This is a genomic window from Cupriavidus sp. H18C1, assembly GCF_049311595.1.
Taxonomy (GTDB): domain Bacteria; phylum Pseudomonadota; class Gammaproteobacteria; order Burkholderiales; family Burkholderiaceae; genus Cupriavidus; species Cupriavidus cauae.
Genome location: NZ_CP186008.1, coordinates 2,977,618 through 2,991,974, shown reverse-complemented (window position 1 = coordinate 2,991,974; position 14,357 = coordinate 2,977,618). Strand labels below are relative to the sequence as shown.

Sequence of the window (14,357 nt, the reverse complement as noted above, 5' to 3'; positions counted from 1 at the left end):
AGGCGATACTGTAGCCCAAGCGCGCCGGGGCGTGGATCGGGCCGCCCCGCCCTGCTCAGCCGCTCGGCCGGCTCGGCGCAGCCCGCCCAACGCAGTCAGCCCGGCTCTGCCCGGCCGGCTCTACCCGGCCCCGCCAGCCCTGCCCCGACAGCCCTGCCGAACTCTGCCCGGCCCGACCCGCTCAGGCATGCGGCGCCGCCGCGGACGGCAGGGGCGCGACCCGGCGCAGCCACAGGTAGATCAGCGCGCCGGCCAGCAGCGCCAGCGCCGCACCGACCAGCGACGCGGCAAAGCCGCCGGTGCGGGCCACCAGCGCGGTGGCGAACGGCGGTCCGACGATCTGCCCGAGCCCGTACGCCGCCGTCATCAGCCCGATCAGCCGCGGCGCCTGGCTGCCGGCGAGCCGGCGCGCCTCGTGCATGGCGAACAGCACCAGCGCGGTGAACGGCAGCCCCGCCAGCAGGCTGCTCAGCGCGAAACCGGCCAGCGTCGGCCATATCGCCGCGATCGCCACGCCCGCCGCCTGCATGCCATAGGCCAGCGCCAGCAGCACGCGGTTGTCGTGCCGCACGCCGATGCGCACGGCCGTCAGCGCGCCGAGCGCCACCGCGGCGCCGAACAGCGGCCAGAACAGGTCCGCCCACAGCGAGCCCGGCATCGCCTGACGCGCGATCACCGGCAGGAAGGTCGCGGTGATGATGTAGCCGAAACCGGCCAGGCCGTAGGCCACGGTCAGCGCCCAGGCTTCGCCCGACCACGCCGCCATGCGCGGCGGCGCGGCCGCGGCGGAAGCCGTGGCCGCGTGGGGCGCCGAGTCGGGCTGGAAGATGCGCCATACCGCCGCCACCAGCACCAGCGCCAGCACGCCGAACGCGATCCAGCCCCAGGCCGCGCTCCAGTCCATGCCGACCATGCCGAAGGCCGATACCCCCGTGGCGACGATGCCGATGCCCGGTCCGCAGAAAATCAGGCCGCCGAGCGCCGGCTTGCCCGCCTCGGCCAGCCGCTGCATGCACCATGCCGCGGTATAGACCAGCACGAAGGCGCTGGCGACGCCGGCGGCGGCGCGCCACAGCGACCAGGACAGCATGCCGAGCGGCAACGCCATCGCCAGCGTCAGCGCGACGGTGGCCGCCAGCCCCCAGCGCACCATGCGCGCGGCATCGGGCCGGATCAGCAGGCAGGCCAGCGCGCCGGCGAAATAGCCGATGTAGTTCCAGGTCGCGATCCACCCGCCCTGATGCAGCGTCACGCTGCCGTCGTGCAGCATCATCGGCAGCAGGGGCGTGAAGGCGAAGCGGCCGATGCCCATGGCGACGGCCAGCGAGACCAGGCCGCCGAGCGCGACGGCCCAGGCGCCGGGACGGCGGGCTTCGCTGCGGGCGAGCGTGCCGTGGGCCAGCTCGGGATTGCGGGAGGGCGAGACTGACACGATGCGGATTCTCCGTTCTGGCGCGTCGGCAATCCCGCTATCGTACCCGCGGCCCGCAAAGCGCGACGGCGCCGCCGCCAAGACCACGCCACCGTCCCGGGCAAGCGGTGTCGTGTCGCCTACACTGGAATGAGCGCCGCAAGGCGCCCACCGCGGGACGACGGCAACACGGCAACACGGCATTACGGCAACGCGGCAATACGGCAACGCGGCGGCGCGGTCCGGCCAGCACGAGCACGAGCACGAGCACGAGCACGAGCACCGGCACCGGCACCGGCACGACCAGAAGCGCGACCGCCGCCACGCCGGCGGCCCTCCCTATCACGAGCGCAGACCATGAACGCACAGGCAAGCTTCGCGCGGCGGCTCGCCGCCGTCCTGCTGCTGATCGTCGGCATGACGCTGGCTCTGGCCCAGCCCGGCGGCACGCCCGACCGCGCCCGTGCGCAGACGGGAGCCGCCGCGCCGGTCTACCTGATCCCGCTCAAGGGCGCTGTCGGCCCGGCCAGCGCCAGCTTCGTGCGGCGCGGCTTCGAGCAGGCGCGCCAGGCCGGCGCCCAGTTGATCGTGCTGGAGATGGACACGCCAGGCGGGCTGGACCCGTCGATGCGGCAGATCATCCAGGACATCCTCGCCAGCCCGGTGCCGGTGCTCGGCTACGTCTATCCGGGCGGGGCGCGCGCCGCCAGCGCCGGCACCTACATCCTCTACGCGAGCCACCTGGCCGCGATGGCGCCGGGCACCAACCTGGGCGCGGCCAGCCCGGTGCGGCTTGGCATCGGCGGTCCGGAGCGGAGGGAACGGGCCGAACGGGCCGAGCGGACCGAGCGCGCCGCGGATGGCCGCCCGGCTTCCGAAGGCGCCGCCAGCGCGCCCGGCCGCGCCGCCTCGGACCGGAAGGACGACGGCCTCGACACCCTCGAGCGCAAGCAGCTGCACGACGCCGCCGCCTATATCCGCGGCCTGGCGCAGCTGCGCGGGCGCAATGCCGAATGGGCCGAGCGCGCGGTGCGCGAGGCGGTCAGCCTGTCGGCCGACGAGGCGGCGGCGCAGCGCGTGGTCGACCTGATCGCGCCCGATGTGCCGGCGCTGCTGCGCGCGGTGGACGGGCGCGCCGTGGTCGCGGCCGGCGCGTCGCGCACGCTGCGCACCGCGCAGGCCAGCGTCATCGAACTGGAGCCCGACTGGCGCTATCGGCTGCTCGCCGTGCTGACCGAACCGGGCGTCGCGCTGATCCTGATGATGATCGGCATCTACGGGCTGATCTTCGAATTCTCGACGCCCGGCATGGTGCTGCCCGGCGTGGCCGGCGCGATCTGCCTGCTGCTGGCGCTCTTCGCGCTGCAGATGCTGCCGATCAACTACGCCGGCCTGGCGCTGATCGCGCTGGGCATCGGCTGCATGGTGGCCGAAGCCTTCCTGCCGAGCTTCGGTGCGCTCGGCCTGGGCGGCATCGTGGCATTTGCGCTGGGCGCCGTGATGCTGATCGACACCGACATCCCGGGCTTCGGCGTGCCGCTGTGGATGATCGGCACGCTGTCGCTGGCCGCAGCGGCGCTGAGCTTCGGCGTCTCCGCGGCCGCCGTGCGCGCGCGCCGCCAGCCCGCGGTGATCGCCGACACCCGCGTGGTCGGCAATGCCGGCCGCATCATCGACGACGGCTGGGCCGAGGTGCAGGGCGAACGCTGGCGCGTGCGCAGCGCGGCGCCGCTGCGGACCGGCCAGGCGGTGCGCGTGACGGGCCGCCAGGGGCTCGTGCTCGACGTCGAACCGGCCGACAGCCTGCCCACCGACGAATCCCCCGCGCGGCCGCCGCCTTCCCCCACGTCCCCCACGTCCCCACAAGGAGACCGACCATGATCTTCAGCCTCAGCGCCGGCACCCTCGTCATCCTGCTGGCCCTGCTGATCTTCTCCGCCTTCCGCGTGCTGCGCGAATACGAACGCGGCGTGGTGTTCATGCTGGGCCGGTTCTGGCGCGTCAAGGGACCGGGCCTGGTGCTGGTGATCCCGGTGATCCAGCAGATGGTGCGCGTCGACCTGCGCACCGTGGTGATGGACGTGCCGGCGCAGGACGTGATCTCGCGCGACAACGTCTCGGTCAAGGTCAACGCGGTGGTCTATTTCCGCGTGGTCGATCCGCAGAACGCGATCATCCAGGTGGCCAACTTCCTCGAGGCCACCAGCCAACTGGCGCAGACCACGCTGCGCGCGGTGCTCGGCAAGCACGATCTCGACGAGATGCTGTCCGAGCGCGAGAAGCTGAACCTGGACATCCAGAAGGTGCTGGACGCGCAGACCGACGCGTGGGGCATCAAGGTGTCGAACGTCGAGATCAAGCATGTCGACCTGAACGAATCGATGGTGCGCGCGATTGCGCGCCAGGCCGAAGCCGAACGCGAGCGGCGCGCCAAGGTGATCCACGCCGAGGGCGAGCTGCAGGCGTCGGTGAAGCTGCTGGAAGCGGCGCAGATGCTGGCGCGGCAGCCGCAGGCGATGCAACTGCGCTACCTGCAGACGCTGACGCAGGTGGCGGGCGATCGCAGCTCGACCATCGTGTTCCCGGTGCCGATCGAGATGATGGAGGTGTTGCGGCCGCATGTGCGCGGCGCCGCGGCGCAGGCCACCGAGGCCGCAGAGGCCGCCGCGGGCACCGGGGCGACGATGGGGACCGCCGCCAGCGCCGCGGACAGCAACGAGCCGCCGCATTGAGGCGGGTGCATCGCGTCGGGCGCTTTGAGTTGAGCGCTTTGAGTCGGCTGCTTTGAGTCGGGTGCTTTGAGTCGGGTGCTTTGAGTCGGGCGCTTTGAGTCGGGCGCTTTGAGTCGGGTGCTTTGAGTCGGGCGCAATGACTCGACCGCAATGCGCCGAGCGCACCAGGCCCCGCACCACTACCGCGACACCCCCCGCATCGCGCTGCGCCCAGCGTGCGACATCCTCCCGCGACGGAATGGCAATGAGGCCGCCCAGCGCGGCCGCCGCCGCGATGCGGCTCTCCTCGCTGCCGGACGACGACAGCGCCGGCACCAGCATGCCGATGCCCAGCGCCGGCTGCGAATCGGTGGCGTTGCCGATCAGCGTGGCGGTGGCCATGCCCGCTGCCCGCTGCGCCACGCTCTCGCGGCCCAGCAGCGCCGCCTCGGCGGCCTCGCGCAGGCGGCGCGGCGTGCTGGCGTCGCGATAGACCCGGTTCAGCGCCTGCACCGCCCGCTCGCGCTCGCGCAGCCAATCGCTGATCTGCCGGATCACGTAGCGCGGCGCCGGCCGATAGGGGCTGCCGTCGGGCCGGGACAGCGACTGGCGCAGCCGCGCGATGCCCCCTTCCGTCCAGCCGTCCCACGACCAGGCCAGCAGCCACGGATGGGCCTCGCACAGCGCCGCCTGCCGCAGCTGGCCGCAACCCGCGAGCTGGACCTCGGCGAGCGCGGGATTGTCGCGCGCCAGCGATCGCAGCACCGGCTCGGGCAACGCGCTGCAGTGGCGCGCGTCGAGCCGGCTCAGCTGCCGTGCGCCCTCGAGCCGCAATTCGCGCAGCGCCGCGCAGCCGTCCAGCCGCAGCACGCGCAGCGCCGGCGCCTCCAGCCGCACGGTCCGCAGCGCGCCGTTGTCGCGCAGATCGAGTTCTTCCAGCGCACGCATCAGCAGCAGCGGCGATTGCGGCGGGCCCGGCTGCGCGACCAGCGGCGCGGCGGCGCGCTCGGCCAGCGTCGGTTCGCCCGGCATCCAGTCGCCCGGCAGCCGCATCGCCCGCACGATCAGCGTACGAAGCCCGGGCGCATACGCTTCGACATGGCGCAGCGCCTGCGGCGACAGCCGCGCGCAGCCGCTCAGATCGAGCCGCCGCAGCGACGCGCCGGTGCCATGCAACAGCGTTTCGAGCAGCGCGTCGGTCAGCACCGCGGCGAAGGGGCTCAGATCCAGGCAGACCAGCGCCGTGCCGGCCAGCGCCGCCAGCAGCCGGCGCTGGTCCTCGACCGCGATGGCGCGTGCGTCGGCATGCAGCGCCATGCCGATCGCATCGAACACCGCGGTGCGCTGGCGCGCGGGCAGCGCGGCGAAGGTCCGCGCGGCGCCGTCGCGTCCGCTCAGCACGCCGAGCACGATGGCCGCGAGATCGCGCGCCGGCGATCCGGCGAGCCGCGACAACGCGCCGGTGGCCGACATGGTGCCGCCCGGCGCGATCTGCGGCGCATCGGCGGGCCGCCACGGCACCGCGCGCGGACGTGGATGAATCGCCGTGAAGTGTTCGCTTGCCTGGGCGCCCGTTTGGAGGGCCGTTTGGAGGGCCGTTTGGAGGCCCGTTTGGAGGCCCGTTTGGAGGCCCGTTTGAGGGCCCGTTTGAGGTCCCGCTTGAGTGCCGGCCCGCGTGCCGGCCTGAGCGCGCGCATGAGCGCCCGCTTGGCCGCCGGCTTGGTTGCCGCCTTCGGCGCCGGCTACGGCGGCGGCATAGCGCCCGCTCGCGTCCGGGCGGGCCAGCCCCTCGTCGAGGCAGGCGAAACGCAAGGCCGGTGCCCCCGGCTCGCTGGCGCGCACCGGATAGCGCGCGAACGCCGCCAGATACGGCGCCGCCAGCTCCGGCTCGACGCTGCGCAGCCATGCCATGCCGGTGGGCGCAACGCGCAAGCGCGCGGCCAATGCCGCCAGGCCGACGACGGTCTCGATGCGTTGCCGCAGGTCCGGCAGCGCATCGCCGGGAATCGCCCCCAACAGGCCCGCATGCGGCGACGTGGCGCTCGCCGCGGCGCCGTTCGCGCCGCCGCCGCGCTCCGTGCCGGCGAACAAGGCGCCCTGTTCCTGCTGCAAGCGGGCAGCGTCCTCGAGCCAACCGCGCAGCACCGCGTCCGGCTGCAGGCGGCCGATCTCCTCGAGCACCCCAGGATCGAGCGGCTGCATCATCTGGTCCAGGCACAACAGATGGCTGCGCACCGGCAACGCGTGCCGCCCCGGTGCCGCCAGGCCCATCGCGCCCAGGGCGGCGCGCCCGTTGTCGATCCGCTTCAGCACCTGGCGCGAGCCGCGCTCGACGACGACATGGTCGTCGGCCTTGTCGTCGCCGGGGCCGCCGACCAGTTCGCGCAGCAGCGCCCGCGTAAACGATGCGGCATCGATCGCGCGCAGCGCGGCCGGCTCCTCGCGCAACAGCTGCGCCAGCGAGCGGCCCGCGACCGCTTCGCTGACCTGCACATTGAAGATGCGCGTGCCGCTGCACAGCTGCATCGACACACTGGCAGGCATGCCACGCCCGCCGGTCAGGCGGCGGTCCAGCGCATGCCATATCGCCTCGCTGCCCGGCGCCTCGGGATCGAACTTGACCCAACAGACGTGCTCGCGCCCTTCGGCCTCGAAGCGGACCGGCAGCACGCGGCGCGAGCCCGCTTGACCGGCGGGCTTCGGCAGGACATTGCCCTGCTCGTCGAACAACTGCCGCGCGATCTCGGGCGCGAGCGTCCGCACGCCGATCGGATGCGGCGCCGCGACCCGCACCTGCACCGCATCCCATGCGGCGCCCCATGCCGCCCTCGCGCTTGCCCTCGCCGCTGCCTCCGCCGCGCCCGCCGTTGCCGCATTTCCCTCATCGACCAGCCAGCCGTTCAGGCGGGCGCAAAACGCCGCCTGCCGTTCGGCCCATTGCGCCCGCCAGCCGTCGGGCCACGGCACGAAGCCGAGCGCGCGCAGGCGGCCTTCGTTGCCCGCCACCGCGCTCAGCGCATCGCGCCAGACGCTCCAGCGCTGCATGGCCTCCTCGCGCGGCACGCCGGCCATCGCCGCTTCGTAGTGGCGGCGCAGTTCGGCCGCCGGCGCGCGGCGCACGGCCAGCGTGGCGGCCAGGCTTCGGGTCGCCTCGAGCGACAGCGGCCGGGCCGCCGCGCCGGGCACGAGCGGATGCAGCGCCGGATCGGCGTCGTCGAGCCGGCGCAGCGCGCACACGGCCTCGCCGACCGGCCACGGCGGACGTTGACCGATGCCCGCGAGCGCCGACAGCGCCGCCCGCAGCGGCCGCACCACGCGGTCCTGGACGGCCTGCAGCATGCGTCGGTCCGACGGGCTCCATGCCGCATTGACCCGTTCCTTGCGCCGGTTCGCCTGCAACTGCAGCCGATAGCGCAGCGTCTGCACCGCCGCCATGGCCCAGCGCCAGTCGGCCAGAAACGGCGCCGAGAACCGCTTGAGCGCGTCGAGCCGCGCCAGCGCCGCGCGTGGCAGCGTGTCGTCGTGGCCGAACAGCAGCGACAGCGACGTCAGCGTATGCGCAAGCGGGCCGCGATAGCCGTGCTTCAGATCGACGCCGCTGCCGGGCGGATGCGCCAGCGCGTCGCCGAGCCGGATCATGTCGGCCTGCAGCTGGCGCAGCGCCAGATCCTCGCGCGCGCACAGGCGGGCCGGGTCGTCCGCGCGCAGCGGCACGTTGAGCACCGCCATCGCCGCCGTCAGGCGCCGCATCAACGTGGACTCGCCGTGCGCGAGGCAGGGCGTCAGCAACGAGAAATGCAGCCCCTGGTCCGAATCGGGATGGGCGTTGGCGTTGGCCGTGCTGCGCTGGCGCAGCGCGTCGGCAAGCTGCTCCGGCGTGCCGGTCCAGGCCAGCGCCGACGCCGCCACGCGCACGCCGGCATCGACCTCGAATCCGCCCGGCGCCGGCAGCGGGTGATCGCCGCCCGCCGCCGTTTCGCCGAGACTGCAGACGGCCAGGTCGAACAGCCGTCCGAAGCTGGCGAACCATGCCTGCGCGAGACTGCCGGCCGGCGCGGGCTCGGCCAGCAGCAGCGCATATTCGAAGTCCGAATACGGACTCATGTCGCCGCGGCTCATCGAGCCCAGTCCGACGATGGCGAACGCGCACGGCGGCTCGGTCAGCATCCAGTGCCGACAGGCGCGGGCGATCTGCGCGACCAGCGCCTTGTAGCGCGCGGTCAGCCGTTCCTGCAGGTCCTCGATGGGCAGCGGGGTCGCCCAATCGCGCAGCGCCGCGCGATCGCTCGGATCGGGCAGTTCCACATGCGCCAGTTCCGCCGCGGCCTGGGCCCGCAAGGCATCGATGCTGTCGCGCAGCGCGCGCCAGACCGGCCGTGGCGGATCGGCGCGCGCGCCAAGCGCCATCGCTGCGCCGCGCAGGGCCTGCGCCATGCGGCGATGCGCGCCGCAGTCGTAGCTCCTGAGCGAGGCCACGCATTCCTCCTGCACGACGTTGCGCACCACGCTGTCGCACCAGGCGGCGCCATGCGCGTGCAGGCCGATCGCGCCGGCCGCTTCGGCAAGCAGCAGCACGCGCTGCGCGACGTCGACGAAATCGATGGCCCCTCTGGCGGTCCGGCGCATGCGGTCCAGCACCGTGGCGATCGCGCTCGACAGCTGGCGCGCCGGCAAGGCGTCGTGCGGGACCTCCTCCGGCGCGAGCACCATGCCATGCGCGGCCATCAGCGCCTCGGTGCGCGCCAGCGCCTGAAACAGGCAATGCGCGCGCTCCAGCATCCGCAAAGGCGCGGTCATCGACGCGCACTGCGTGCCGAGATCGAACAGCGCGGCACGCAGCTGCACCTGCGCGCGCGGCGCCCACTGCGACAGGTGCTCGCGCACCATCGCCGCTTCGAGCCGGTCGATCGCCGCGCCCAGCTCTGCGGCGCGGCGCCCGCCGGCCGGCAGCAGGCGCCGCGCGTGATGCGCGTAGCAGAAGCCCTCCTTCCAATGGCTGCCGCGCGCCCACATCCGCACCAGCGCCTCGTACAACGGCACCATGTCGTCCCGGCAGGTCTGGTCCAGCGTCGGATACCGCTGCAGCAGCAGGCGCAGACACGACAGGCAGGCCTTGGCGCAATCGGCGTCGGCGTCGCGGAACAGCGCGGCCAGCTGGCCCAGCAGCCGCGGCACGGCGACGGGCGGATCGGCCTGCGCGCGCAGCAGGGCCGCAATGCCGTGCAGGCCCTGCTGGACCGTCATGCCCTCGCGGTCGTATGCCGCATCCTCGCCGATGCGGCTTCCTTCGAATCGGCCTTCGTCGAATCGGCGCTCGAATCGGCCTGCGTCGATGCCGCCCCCCGGCATCGGCAGCATCGGCGGCCTCGTCGGCGGCGGCGTCGGCGGAGTCGTGCGCCGCGTGCCGGTCGCCGGCACGCAGCGCGCGCAGCACCGCCGGATCGTATGGCACCTGGGCGGCGAGATCGAGCGGCGTCAAACCCTGCCGGTTCCTGGCCGTGCAGTCCGCACCCGCTTCCAGCACGCAGGTCACGATGACGCGCCAGTCCTCGGCGTCGTGGCGCGCCGCGGCGCGCACGGCCCAGTGCAGCGGCGAGTCGCCGTCGTCGTCGACGGCGCGCGCCAGGGCGGGCATGCCGGCCAGCAGGTCCTTGACGCGCCGCCGATCGCCGGCGAAGACGGCCTCGCGCAGCGCGTCCCGCTGCGCTTCGCGCTGTGTGCCGGGCAGCAGGCCGGTCCCCAGCTGGACCAGCATGCCGATACGTGTGCTGACGGTGCTCAACATGGCAATGCAACCCTCCCCCGACCCGCGCTGTTCGCCGGATGGCACCGCCTGGCTGCGGGCACCGGCGGCGCAGCGAACGGTAGGCGATGGCCCTGCCGCCAACCAGTCGGCGCTGACCATTCGCGACAGAGACGATGCCAATTTCGACAGGGCACGGTGCGCGCGCCGTTAGATTCGGAGCCCGTTCGATCTCGTCCGCATTGCATTGGCATCGCGTCCGCAGTGCGTCCGTAGTGCGTTCGCGGTGCGTCCGCAGTGCACCCGCCTTGCGCCGGGATTGCGCACCCTCAGCCGGAGATCCGCCATGCTGTCCATATCCGCTCACAACGCCCTGAGCGCGCGCGCCGACGCGCTGACGCAGCAGATGGCACAGGCCGCCATCGCGCACCATCCGGTGGTGTCGCCGGTCGAGGAACTGGAGCGATGGCTGAGCCGGCGCTCGCAGGTGGTGCATCTGCAGTTGAGGCTGCTGCGCGACGACGGGCGCGACGACGGGCGCGATGGCCCGGACGAAGGCCTGGCCGCGACGGACGCGCAGCAAGCGCTGGCGAAGCGCTATCTCGCCGAACTCGACGCGCTGGCCGCCACGATCGCCGCGCGCTATCGCGAGACCATCGAGGCCCGCATCCCCGACACAAGGGCCGCGCATGTGGTCGCCGAAGACGGCAGCGGCCTCGTCCGGCTCGACGCCGACGAACTGGCGCGCCGCGTCGCGCGCTTCGAAGGGCGGCTCGAGGACGAGATGGCCGTGCACCGGCGCTTCTCGTTCGGGCCGCCGTGCAGATGGGCAGCATTGCGCGCCGATCTCGAACACGAGTGGACCGCGCTCGAAGCGATGCTGTGCGAGCTCAAAGACCAGCTCGATGCCTTGAACCTGCCCACGGTCGAGCAGCAGGCGCGCGCCGCGCAGGCGCTGGCGCGGCTACGCGGCGAGCGCCATGCCACGATGGTCGATGCGGGGGTTGCACCAGGGCTGGCTGCAGGCTTGCAGGGAGGGCCGCCTGGACGTCGTGCATGCGGTCGTGCAGGCGGTGGTGCAGGCGGTGCCGGAGACCGTGCCGGACGCCGAGCGGCGGGCCTTCATCGACCGGCCCGGGCCGGACGGGCGCAACGCCTTTCACCTGGCCTGCGAGCATCACGAACTCGCGCTCGCCGTGTCGCTGTTGCGGCTCGGTGCCGATCCACACAGGCGCACCGAGACCGGCCGCCTGCCGATCCAGCTCGCCACGCACGAGGACCATGGCGAACGCACCCGCACGCTGCTCGCCTGGCTGAAGATCCAGGGCGCCGATCCCCTGGCCCGCGACGACAATGGACGCAGCGCGCTGAACGAAGCCGCCTATCACGGCAACCGCTCGGCGATCGGTTGGCTGCTGGAACAGGGCGCGAGCCTGGTCGAGCGCGACCGCCAGCAGCGCACGCCGCTGCATGCGGCCGCCGCGGCGGGCCATGCCGCCACGGTGACGCTGCTGCTGGCGCGCGGCGCCGACCCGCAGGCGCGCAATGCCGCGGGCGAGCGGCCGATCTTCGAGGCCTGCAGGATGGGACGGGTCGACGCGATGCGGGCCTTTCTCGATGCCGGCCAATGGCTCGACGCGGACGAGCGACGGCAGTTGCAGCAAAGCGGCATGGTCGCCGAGACGGCGGTGGCGCAAGCCTGCGGTGCGCCGCTGCGGGCCGCGCTGGCGCAGACGGTGCCCGCGATGCACGCCGAGGCCAATGCCGCTGCGGTAAGCGCCTGCGGGACAACGACGGGGAAAGGGATGGTGGAACAGCGGGAGGGAATGGCGGCCGCCACTGCGGACGCAGCCGCGAAGGTCGCCGCCACCGCGGACGCGGCCTCGAAGGCGAGGCCGGCGCCGCGTCTGCCGCCGGCGCTGCGGCGCCTGCGGCAATGGTTCTGATTGCGGCGCGCCCGGGGAGAGCGCGCCGCCCCGCCACAAGCATCGGGCGCAAGCAGCGGGATCGTGCGGCGGCTTACTTCTTGTAGTTCGCCACGCCGTCGGTGATTTCCTTGTGCGCTTCCTCGATGCCGCCCCCAGCCCTCGACCTTGACCCACTTGCCGGCCTCGAGCGCCTTGTAGTTCTCGAAGAAGTGCTTGATCTGGTCCAGCGTGTTCTGCGGCACGTCCGACAGGCCCTTCATGTAGGCCGTGGCCGGCGACAGCTTGTCGACCGGCACCGCGACCAGCTTGGCATCGACGCCGGCTTCGTCGGTCATCTTCAGCATGCCCAGCGCGCGGCAGCGCACCACGGCGCCGGCCAGGATCGGGAACGGGGTGATCACCAGCACGTCGACCGGGTCGCCGTCGCCCGACAGCGTCTGCGGAATGAAGCCGTAGTTGGCCGGATAGCGCATGCCGGTGCCGATGAAACGGTCGACGAACAGCAGGCCGGTTTCCTTGTCGGCCTCGTACTTGACCGGATCGCTCTGGGCCGAGATCTCGATGATCACGTTGAAGTCGTTCGGGATGTCCTTGCCCGGCGGGACGAGATTGAAGCTCATGCGGTTCTCCAGATGCCTGTATTCGGCCGGTATTTGGCCAAGGTTTGACGATGGCCGGCATTATAGCGGCTCGGTCTGACCGGGAACTGACAAGCCGGGGGACGAGCCCGGCGGCCTTGCCGACGCGGTGGCGACGCGCTGCCGATGCGCTGCTGACGCTCTGGCGACGCTCCGCCGGGGCGCTGCCGCGGCGCGCTTGCGGCCGCGCGGTCCGGCTGGGCGATAATGCCGGCTTGGAATTTCAGCCGGAGCATGACGATGCACGCCCAGCACTTCGTTGCCAACCGCCTGATGGCGCCGGATTCCGGCATGCGCATCAAGGTGTTCGACCCCTCCACCGGCGCGCCCTTCGCCGAGATCGCGCGCGGCAACGCAACCGATATCAACGCCGCGGTCTATGCCGCCCGCCAGGCCTTCGACGGCGCCTGGGGCGCGCTGTCCGCCGCCGAGCGCGGCCGCCTGCTGACGGACCTGGCGCGCAAGCTCGCGGAGCACGAGGCCGAACTGGCCGCGCTCGAGGCGCGCGACACCGGCAAGCCGCTGAGCCAGGCGCACGCCGACGCCCGCGCGATCGCCCGCTATTTCGAGTTCTACGCCGGCGCGGCCGACAAGCTGCACGGCCAGACCATCCCGTATCAGAACGGCTATACGGTGCTGACCGTGCGCGAGCCGCACGGCGTCACCGGCCATATCGTGCCGTGGAACTATCCGCTGCAGATCTTCGGCCGCAGCGTCGGCGCGGCGCTGGCCGCCGGCAACGCCTGCGTGGTCAAGCCCGCCGAGGACGCCTGCCTGTCGCTGCTGCGGGTGGCGGAACTGGCCGCCGAAGTGGGCCTGCCCGAGGGCGCGCTGAACGTGGTGACCGGCTATGGCCACGAGGCCGGCGCCGCGCTGGCGCGCCATCCCGGCATCGACCACCTGTCGTTCACCGGCTCGCCGCAGACCGGCAAGCTGGTCGCGCAGATGGCCGCCGAGAACCATGTGCCGGTGACGCTGGAACTGGGCGGCAAGTCGCCGCAGATCGTGTTCGCCGACGCCGATGTCGATGCGCTGGTGCCGGTCGTGGTGCGCGGCATCGTGCAGAACGCCGGGCAGACCTGCTCGGCCGGCAGCCGGCTGCTGGTCGAGCGCCCGCTGTACGACGCGCTGCTGGACCGGCTGGCGATGGTATTCGAGTCGCTGCGGGTCGGCCCCGCCGAGCAGGACCTCGAATGCGGACCGCTGATCAGCCGCAAGCAGCAGCAGCGGGTCTGGGACTTCGTCTCGGACGCGCAGCACGCCGGCATCCCGGTGATGGCGCAGGGCCAGATCGTCGCCGACGCGCCCGAGACCGGCTACTACCAGGTGCCGATGCTGCTGCGCGACGTGCCGGCGACGCACCGGCTGGCGCAGGAGGAGGTGTTCGGCCCGCTGCTGGCGGCGATGCCCTTCGACGACGAACAGGACGCGATCGCGCTGGCCAACGGCACGCCCTACGGGCTGGTCGCCGGCATCTGGACACTCGACGGCGCGCGCCAGCTGCGGCTGGCCCGCAAGGTGCGCGCGGGCCAGGTCTTCATCAACAACTATGGCGCCGGCGGCGGCGTCGAATTGCCGTTCGGCGGCTCCGGACAGTCGGGCCACGGGCGCGAAAAGGGTTTCGAGGCGCTATACGGCTTCACCACCCCTCAAAACCATCGCCATCCACCATGGGTAATATCAATTTCCTCTCGGTCGCCTTCGCCATCTTCTTTTTCTGGATGGCCTGGCACGTCAACCACAAGCGCGCCACCAATCCGTCGGGCATGCCGCGGCTGCAGGTGTTCAAGCGCAAGTGGGGCGAAACGATCGGCGACCGGGTGCACTGGTGCCTGTATGTCGCGCTGCCGTTCCTGCTGGCGCTGATGATGGTGGCCAATGCGCTGCGGGGGCGCGGGCCGTTCTCGGGCTAGGAGAGCCGAGGGC

5 protein-coding genes and 4 pseudogenes are annotated in these 14,357 nt (G+C 72.6%); 6 read left to right on the top strand and 3 right to left on the bottom strand.

Translation table 11 applies throughout. The features are described 5' to 3' along the window. Window positions 1-181: 181 nt before the first annotated feature. A complete protein-coding gene (locus OJJOAM_RS13850; protein ID WP_422649598.1) occupies window positions 182-1,402 on the bottom strand; it encodes a YbfB/YjiJ family MFS transporter in 1,221 nt (406 codons plus the stop codon). A 366-nt stretch (window positions 1,403-1,768) separates the two neighbouring features. Here OJJOAM_RS13850 and OJJOAM_RS13845 point away from each other — a divergent pair, with 366 nt between their 5' ends. Both OJJOAM_RS13845 and OJJOAM_RS13840 read left to right on the top strand, forming a co-directional pair. Beyond that, the gene (locus tag OJJOAM_RS13845; protein ID WP_422648283.1) at window positions 1,769-3,292 is read left to right on the top strand and encodes an NfeD family protein; all 1,524 of its coding nucleotides are present in this window, start codon (window positions 1,769-1,771) and stop codon (window positions 3,290-3,292) included. Further along, window positions 3,289-4,023: pseudogene (locus OJJOAM_RS13840) on the top strand (slipin family protein); the annotation flags it as partial. The gene OJJOAM_RS13845 and the pseudogene OJJOAM_RS13840, both read left to right, overlap by 4 nt. 4,137 nt (window positions 4,024-8,160) lie before the next feature. Here OJJOAM_RS13840 and OJJOAM_RS13835 read toward each other — a convergent pair. Then, window positions 8,161-8,529, bottom strand: a pseudogene (locus OJJOAM_RS13835) (DUF294 nucleotidyltransferase-like domain-containing protein); the annotation flags it as partial. 925 nt (window positions 8,530-9,454) lie between these two features. On the opposite strand from OJJOAM_RS13835, the gene OJJOAM_RS13830 reads away from it, so the two are divergent. Both OJJOAM_RS13830 and OJJOAM_RS13825 read left to right on the top strand, forming a co-directional pair. After that, window positions 9,455-10,141, top strand: coding sequence for a hypothetical protein (locus OJJOAM_RS13830; protein ID WP_422648282.1), 687 nt, complete (start codon window positions 9,455-9,457; stop codon window positions 10,139-10,141). A gap of 719 nt (window positions 10,142-10,860) precedes the next feature. Then, on the top strand, window positions 10,861-11,811 hold the full coding sequence (locus tag OJJOAM_RS13825) for an ankyrin repeat domain-containing protein (RefSeq protein ID WP_422648281.1): 951 nt from the start codon (window positions 10,861-10,863) through the stop codon (window positions 11,809-11,811). 73 nt (window positions 11,812-11,884) lie between these two features. Here OJJOAM_RS13825 and ppa read toward each other — a convergent pair. Next, a pseudogene (ppa, locus tag OJJOAM_RS13820) lies at window positions 11,885-12,413 on the bottom strand (inorganic diphosphatase). Window positions 12,414-12,671: 258 nt separating this feature from the next. Here ppa and OJJOAM_RS13815 point away from each other — a divergent pair. Continuing rightward, window positions 12,672-14,109 (top strand): annotated as a pseudogene (locus OJJOAM_RS13815) (aldehyde dehydrogenase family protein). After that, entirely contained in the window at window positions 14,102-14,344 is a 243-nt protein-coding gene (locus tag OJJOAM_RS13810; RefSeq protein WP_006577064.1) for a hypothetical protein, read from the top strand. The pseudogene OJJOAM_RS13815 and the gene OJJOAM_RS13810 overlap by 8 nt, the downstream one beginning before the upstream one ends. Window positions 14,345-14,357 lie beyond the last annotated feature (13 nt).